The 6,366-nt window shown below is 61.2% G+C and carries 4 protein-coding genes; 3 read left to right on the top strand and 1 reads right to left on the bottom strand.

Going from position 1 to position 6,366, the window contains the following annotated elements; translation table 11 throughout:
• Positions 1-1,772, bottom strand: a 1,772-nt coding sequence (gene speA, locus NW835_RS13900; protein ID WP_414415599.1) for a biosynthetic arginine decarboxylase, incomplete at its 3' end; no start/stop codon positions are given.
• 460 nt (positions 1,773-2,232) lie between these two features.
• Between speA and pstS the strand changes: the two genes are divergently transcribed.
• The 3 genes from pstS to NW835_RS13885 form a co-directional block, all read left to right on the top strand.
• Complete coding sequence (gene pstS / locus NW835_RS13895) at positions 2,233-3,324, top strand: phosphate ABC transporter substrate-binding protein PstS (RefSeq protein ID WP_414415598.1); 1,092 nt, start codon at positions 2,233-2,235, stop codon at positions 3,322-3,324.
• A 249-nt stretch (positions 3,325-3,573) separates the two neighbouring features.
• Positions 3,574-5,466 (top strand): molecular chaperone DnaK, encoded by a 1,893-nt coding sequence (gene dnaK, locus NW835_RS13890; protein ID WP_414363717.1) that lies wholly within the window; start codon positions 3,574-3,576, stop codon positions 5,464-5,466.
• Positions 5,467-5,653: 187 nt separating this feature from the next.
• The coding region (locus tag NW835_RS13885) for a DnaJ domain-containing protein (protein ID WP_414415597.1) at positions 5,654-6,366 on the top strand (713 nt) is incomplete at its 3' end.

Here is a 6,366-nt window from a genome sequence, read left to right as displayed (position 1 = left end):
CTCAGCACTTCGCCGATGGTGTCCCCCTTGATGACTTGGGTGACTTGGTAGCCGCCGGGACGGGTGCGGATGTGCACGGCGTTGGTGTCGCCAAACAGGTTGTGCAGATCCCCCAGGATCTCCTGGTAGGCGCCTCCCAGAAACACCCCCAGCAGGTAGGGCTGCCCATCGGGATCGTGCAGCGGCAAGACCGAGGTGATCTGCCCGTCTTCGCCAAAGAAGCGGTTGATCTTGCCGTCGCTGTCGCAGGTCAGATCCGCCAAGGTGGCCCACTGGCGCGGCTCCTCGTCCAGACGGTGGATGGGCATGATGGGAAACACTTGGTCGATGGCCCAGCTATCCGGCAGGGATTGGAAGAGGGAGAAATTGCCGTAGTAGATGCTGGCCAGCATTTCGTCCAGATCCAGAAGATCCACCGCCACCGGCTGCCCTGCCTGGTGCTGCTCGTAGGCCAGCATGCAGATCTTGTCGGAGCAGTTCCAAAACAGCCGCTCCACCTCGGCCCGCTCCCGCAAGCTGAGGGATCCCTCGGTAAATTGGCGCAGGGCGGCTTCTTTGAGCTCCTGGCAGCGGCGATAGTCGGCCACCAGGGTCTCGGGCCGGATCTCGTAGTAAAGCTGATTTAGCTTCTGGATCACCTCGGCATCGGACGTGAGCTGGGTGGGCATGGGATAGGGGCTGGCGGCGTTGACATCCTGCACGTCAAAGACCAGCACCGACTGGTGGGACATCAGGGCCCGCCCGCTTTCGGTCACCAGCACCGGCGGCTGGATCCCGTGCGGCTGCAGGGCACTCAGCACCGTCTGCACCACGGTGGCGGCGTAATCCTCCAAGCTGTAGCTCTGGGAGAAATGGCTGGTGGACTGGGATCCGTCGTAATCAACCCCCAAGCCGCCGCCGATATCCAGATAGCCCATCGGCGCCCCCAGTTTGACCAGCTCGATGTAGATCTGGCTGGCCTCCCGCACGGCCCGCCCATGCACGCTCACCATCGAGATCTGTGAGCCAATGTGGTAGTGCAACAGACGCAGACAGTGCAGCTTGCCGGCCTCCCGCAGCCGTTCCACCACCTGCAACATCTCCGTGGCCGTGAGGCCGAACTTGGCCCGATCCCCAGCCGAGGTGCCCCAACGCCCGATCCCTTGGGCTGAGAGCTTGGCCCGCACCCCCAAGATGGGATCAATGCCCAGGTGCTCGGCAGCCTGCAGCACCAGCTCCAGCTCCTGCAGCCGCTCCAGGACGATGATGGGGGTGCGCCCCAGCCGCTGGGCCAAGAGAGCCGTTTCCATAAAATCGCGGTCTTTGTAGCCGTTGCAGATCAACAAAGCCCCAGGTGTATCCAGCAGAGCCAGGGCAATCAACAGCTCCGGCTTGGAGCCTGCCTCCAGCCCAAAGTGGTAGGCGCGACCGTGCTTGACCACCTCTTCCACCAGGTGGCGCTGCTGGTTCACCTTGACCGGGTAAACCCCCCGATAGACGTTGGGGTAGCCAAAGCGCTCGATGGCCTGCTGAAAGCTCTCGCAAAGCCGCCGCATGCGGTCGGCCACGATCTCGGGAAAGCGAATCAACAAAGGCAACTGCAAACCCCGCGCCACCAGATCCATCACCAGGTGGTACAGGTCGATGCCAGGTTCCTGCTGCTGTAGGCCCTGTGGGGTTACCTCCACATGACCGGCGGCGTTGATACGGAAGTAGGGATCCCCCCAACCGGAGATGCGATAGAGCTTTTCGCTGTCTCGCAGTGTCCAGGGAGAACGAGTCAAAGTCGGCATAGTAGTCCCCCAGATACCGAGATGTAAACAGCGCAGGATTTCTGCACAGAATCCACAATATATTGCTCTATTCCAAGATATGTCAAGATTTTTCCAAGGCAGGGGGGATCCGGCCCGAAACCGGCTAAGCCTTGCCAGATAAGGCTTTGGCCTGGGGATCCCTCTGCAGTTGCTGCAGAACTCAACTCTTTGATTCTCTTTCTTTCGCTGTTTTTCTTTGTTTTTCTCGAGCAAGCTCTGTTTTCCGTCTCTTGAGACAGAGACAGAGTTGGGATCCCCGTTTTTGCCGAAGCGCGCAGCGAACTCTGCGGGGATCGGCGACCAATTGGTGGAGAGAAGAAGCCGACTTTTGCGGGAAGTTGCCCCCTCTGGTGCTTGCCAGAGCTAAAGATGGCAGCCCTTGACAGGGCTCCGTGGGCAAGACTAAGGATCGGGGCGGAGAGCTTGGAGCGCCTCAGCCATGGTTCAACTGCCCCGCTGCCGCCGTCGAGAAATGCTGCTGTCGTTGCTGGCTGCTGCCGGCCTAAGCGCCTGCCAACAGGGATCCCGTTCTGGCCAAGCCGGCGATGCTGTCCCTGTTGCCGACAGCCAGTCTTCCGGGGAAATTGTGTTGATCAACGGGGCTGGGGCTACCTTCCCGGCCCCTCTGTATTTGCGCTGGTTTTCCGACTACCGACAGGTGGATCCCAAAGTGGAAATCAACTTCCAGCCGGTGGGCAGTGCCACCGGGATCCGCCAATTTATCGACCAGACGGTGGACTTTGCCGCCAGCGACGTGGCCATGACCGATGCCGAGATTGCCGAGGTGAAGCGGGGCGTGGTCATGATCCCAATGACAGCAGGCAGCATTGCCGTCGGCTACAACCTGCCCGGGATCCGCTCCGGCCTCAAGCTATCCCGCTCCGTCTTGGTGCAGATCTTCCGCGGCCAGATTACCCAGTGGCGGGATCCGCAGATTTTGGCCCTCAACCCCGATTTGGAGCTCCCCGACCTGCCCATCGCCGTCTGCTACCGCTCCGATGGCAGCGGCACCACCGACACCTTTACCCGCCACCTGGCCGCCATCGACCCCGCTTGGGCCGCCGAGATTGGTGTCGGCATGTCCTTGGAGTGGCCGGTGGGCATTGGGGTCAAGGGCAATGAGGGCATGAGCGCCCAGATGCTCTACAGCGAAGGGGTGATTGGCTATGTGGAATCGGTCTACGCCCGCGACCTGGATCTATCGGTGGCGGCCCTGGAAAACCGCCGCGGCGAGTTTGTCCTCCCCACCTCCGCAGCCTCGGCCCTGGCCCTGAGCGAAATCGAGCTGCCTGAGAACCTGCGGGCCTTTGAGCCGGATCCGTCCGGCGCCGGGGCTTATCCTATCGTCACCTACACCTGGATCCTGGCCTACCGCCAGTACCGGGATCCCGCTATTGCTACTGCCCTGCGGGCGGTGCTGCGCTGGGCCCTCAGCGAAGGACAAGCCCTGGCCGAAGCAATGGGCTACCTGCCCCTGGCCGAAACCGTTGTGGCCCGTAGCCTGGAAGCCCTGCAGCTTATCCAGAGCTAGCCGCCGTTGCCCCAAGCGGCCCTGGAAGCAAGGCCCCGGCAGGTACGGAGATCCGTAACTGCTCTGCCTTCCAGTTGCCAGAAATGGGCGGCATTCTCGCCCTGACCGCAATGCCCTGCTGGTTAGGATCGACCCAGAAAACGGCTAAATACCTGCTGAATTTTCACGGATTGGCTGCCCAAGCTACTTCATACAGCCTGGCGGCGGTAGCCGAGGTAACGTCTTGAACAAAAGGAGAACAAGGAGCCGATGGGAAAAGTTGTAGGAATTGACTTGGGCACAACCAACTCGGTTGTCGCCGTAATGGAAGGGGGCGTCCCCACTGTCATTCCCAATGCCGAGGGGAGCCGCACTACACCCTCGGTGGTCGCTTTCACCAAAGATGGGGAGCGCCTGGTGGGACAGATGGCCCGTCGCCAAGCGGTGCTCAACCCCGAGAACACTTTTTACTCCGTTAAGCGCTTCATCGGGCGCAAGTACGATGAGCTGAACGTCGATGCCAAGCGGGTCTCCTACCAGGTGCGGCGGGACGAGCGGGGCAACGTCAAGTTGTACTCACCCCGCATGAACAAAGAATTTGCCCCCGAGGAAATCTCGGCCATGGTGCTGCGCAAGCTGGTGGACGATGCCAGCCGCTACCTGGGCCAACCGGTTACCCAAGCCGTCATTACCGTCCCTGCCTACTTTAACGACTCGCAGCGGCAGGCCACCAAAGATGCCGGGAGGATCGCCGGCTTGGAAGTGCTGCGCATCATCAACGAGCCGACGGCGGCTTCTTTGGCCTATGGCTTGGACAAGCGCAACAACGAGACCATCCTCGTCTTCGACCTGGGCGGTGGCACCTTCGACGTGTCCATCCTGGAGGTGGGAGATGGGGTCTTTGAGGTGAAAGCCACCAGCGGCGATACCCAGTTGGGTGGCGACGACTTCGACAAGAAGATTGTCGACTGGATGGCCGAAGAGTTCAAGCGCATGGAAGGGATCGACCTGCGGCAAGACCGGCAGGCCCTGCAGCGGCTGACGGAAGCTGCCGAGAAGGCCAAGATCGAGCTGTCCAGTGTCTCCGAGACTACCATCAACCTGCCCTTCATCACCGCCACTGCCGATGGTCCAAAGCACCTGGAGCTGAAGCTCTCCCGCGCCCAGTTTGAACACCTCTGCGCCGACCTGCTGGAGCGCTGCAAAGGGCCGGTGGAGCAAGCCCTGCGGGATGCCAAGCTCACCAAGGCCGACATCAACGAAGTGGTGTTGGTGGGCGGCTCCACCCGCATCCCGGCGGTGCAGCGGCTGGTGAGAGAGCTGCTAGGCAAAGAGCCCAACCAAACTGTCAACCCTGATGAGGTGGTGGCCGTGGGTGCTGCCATCCAGGCCGGTGTGCTGGCGGGCGAGGTCAAAGATGTGTTGTTGCTGGATGTCACCCCCTTGTCTTTGGGGGTGGAAACCCTGGGCGGTATTGCCACCAAGCTGATCCCGCGCAACACCACCATCCCCACCCGCAAGTCGGAGATCTTCTCCACCGCCGAAGATGGGCAGACCTCGGTGGAAATCCACGTGGTGCAAGGGGAGCGGGAGCTGGCCCGCGACAACAAGTCCCTGGGCCGCTTCAAGCTGGACGGGATCCCGCCGGCTCCCCGCGGTGTGCCGCAGATCGAGGTGACCTTCGACATCGACGCCAACGGCATCCTCAAGGTGACGGCCAGAGACAAGGGCAGCGGCAAGGAGCAGAGCATCTCCATTACCGGCGCCTCCACGCTCGATAGCAAAGAGGTGGAGCGGATGATTGCCGAAGCCGAGAGATACGCTGCCGAAGACCGCGCCCGCCGCGAGAAAATCGAGCGCCGCAACAAGGCCGATTCTCTGGCCTACCAGGCTGAGCGGCAGTTGAAGGAGCTGGGAGACAAGATCTCCTCCAGCAAGCGCAGCCAAATCGAGACCTTGGTGCGAGAGCTGCGGGAGGCCATCCAGCGGGATGACGACAGCGCCATCCAGAGCAAAGAGCGGGAGCTGCAGGAGGCCCTTTACGCCATGAGCAGCGAGCTCTATCAGCAGCCCGGCGCCGCTTCGAGCTCTCCCTCTGGCTCGGGGACGACCTCCGGCGGCAGTGACGATGTCATCGACGCCGATTTCACCGAGACCAAGTGACGACAGTGGGATCCCTCTGCGGCCCCCTGGTTCAGGGCGGATCCCACCCTTATTCACAGCACCGATAATGAGGAGGGACGGGATAGGCGATGGCGTCTAGCCCGCCTTCTTCTCTTTGTGTCAACGGGTCGGAAGCCAACTACTTGGGTTTCTGCCCATTCTCAGCAATTTGCCTGCGGACGCCTCCATGCAAAACTTTAAGGACTACTACAAGATTTTGGGGGTCAGCAAGACGGCCACCGCCGACGAGATTAAGCAGGCCTATCGGCGCCTGGCAAGAAAATATCACCCGGATGTTAACCCGAACAACAAAGCTGCCGAAGAGAAGTTCAAGGAGATCAACGAAGCCTACGAAGTTCTCTCGGATCCCAGCAAGCGCCGACAATACGACCAATTTGGCCAGTACCACCAGCAGGGTGGGTTCCGCTACCAGCGGGAGACCTACAGCCAGCCTTACAGCAGCAGCCCTTTTGGCGACAGCTCCTTCAGCGAAGACTTTGGGGGAAGCGGTTTTAGCAGTGGCGTCGATTTCAGCCAATTTGACGATTTTCAAGACTTCATCGATCAACTCCTGGGCCGGGTGCGCAACTCAGGCGCGGATCGCAGCAGCAGCTCCTCCAGCTCCGCCAGCAACGCCAACTACGATGCGGAGGCCACCATCCAGCTCACCATTCCCGAAGCTTTTGAGGGGGGCAAACGCCGCCTACGGGTGGGGGGGAATCGCACGTTGGAGGTCAATCTCCCTCCTGGGATCACACCGGGGAAGCGGATTCGCCTGCGCGGCCAAGGCCACCCCAACCCTAATGGGGGTGCTGGCGACCTGTATCTCAAGATCGAGCTGAAGGAGCACCCCTTCTACCGCCTTGAGGGGTTTGACGTCTACTGCGACTTGCCCATCAG

Source organism: Synechococcus sp. OH2 (genome assembly GCF_047462155.1).
Lineage (GTDB): Bacteria > Cyanobacteriota > Cyanobacteriia > Thermostichales > Thermostichaceae > Thermostichus.
The sequence above is the reverse complement of the archived record's forward strand: the minus strand, read 5'-3'. Positions and strand labels throughout refer to the sequence as shown.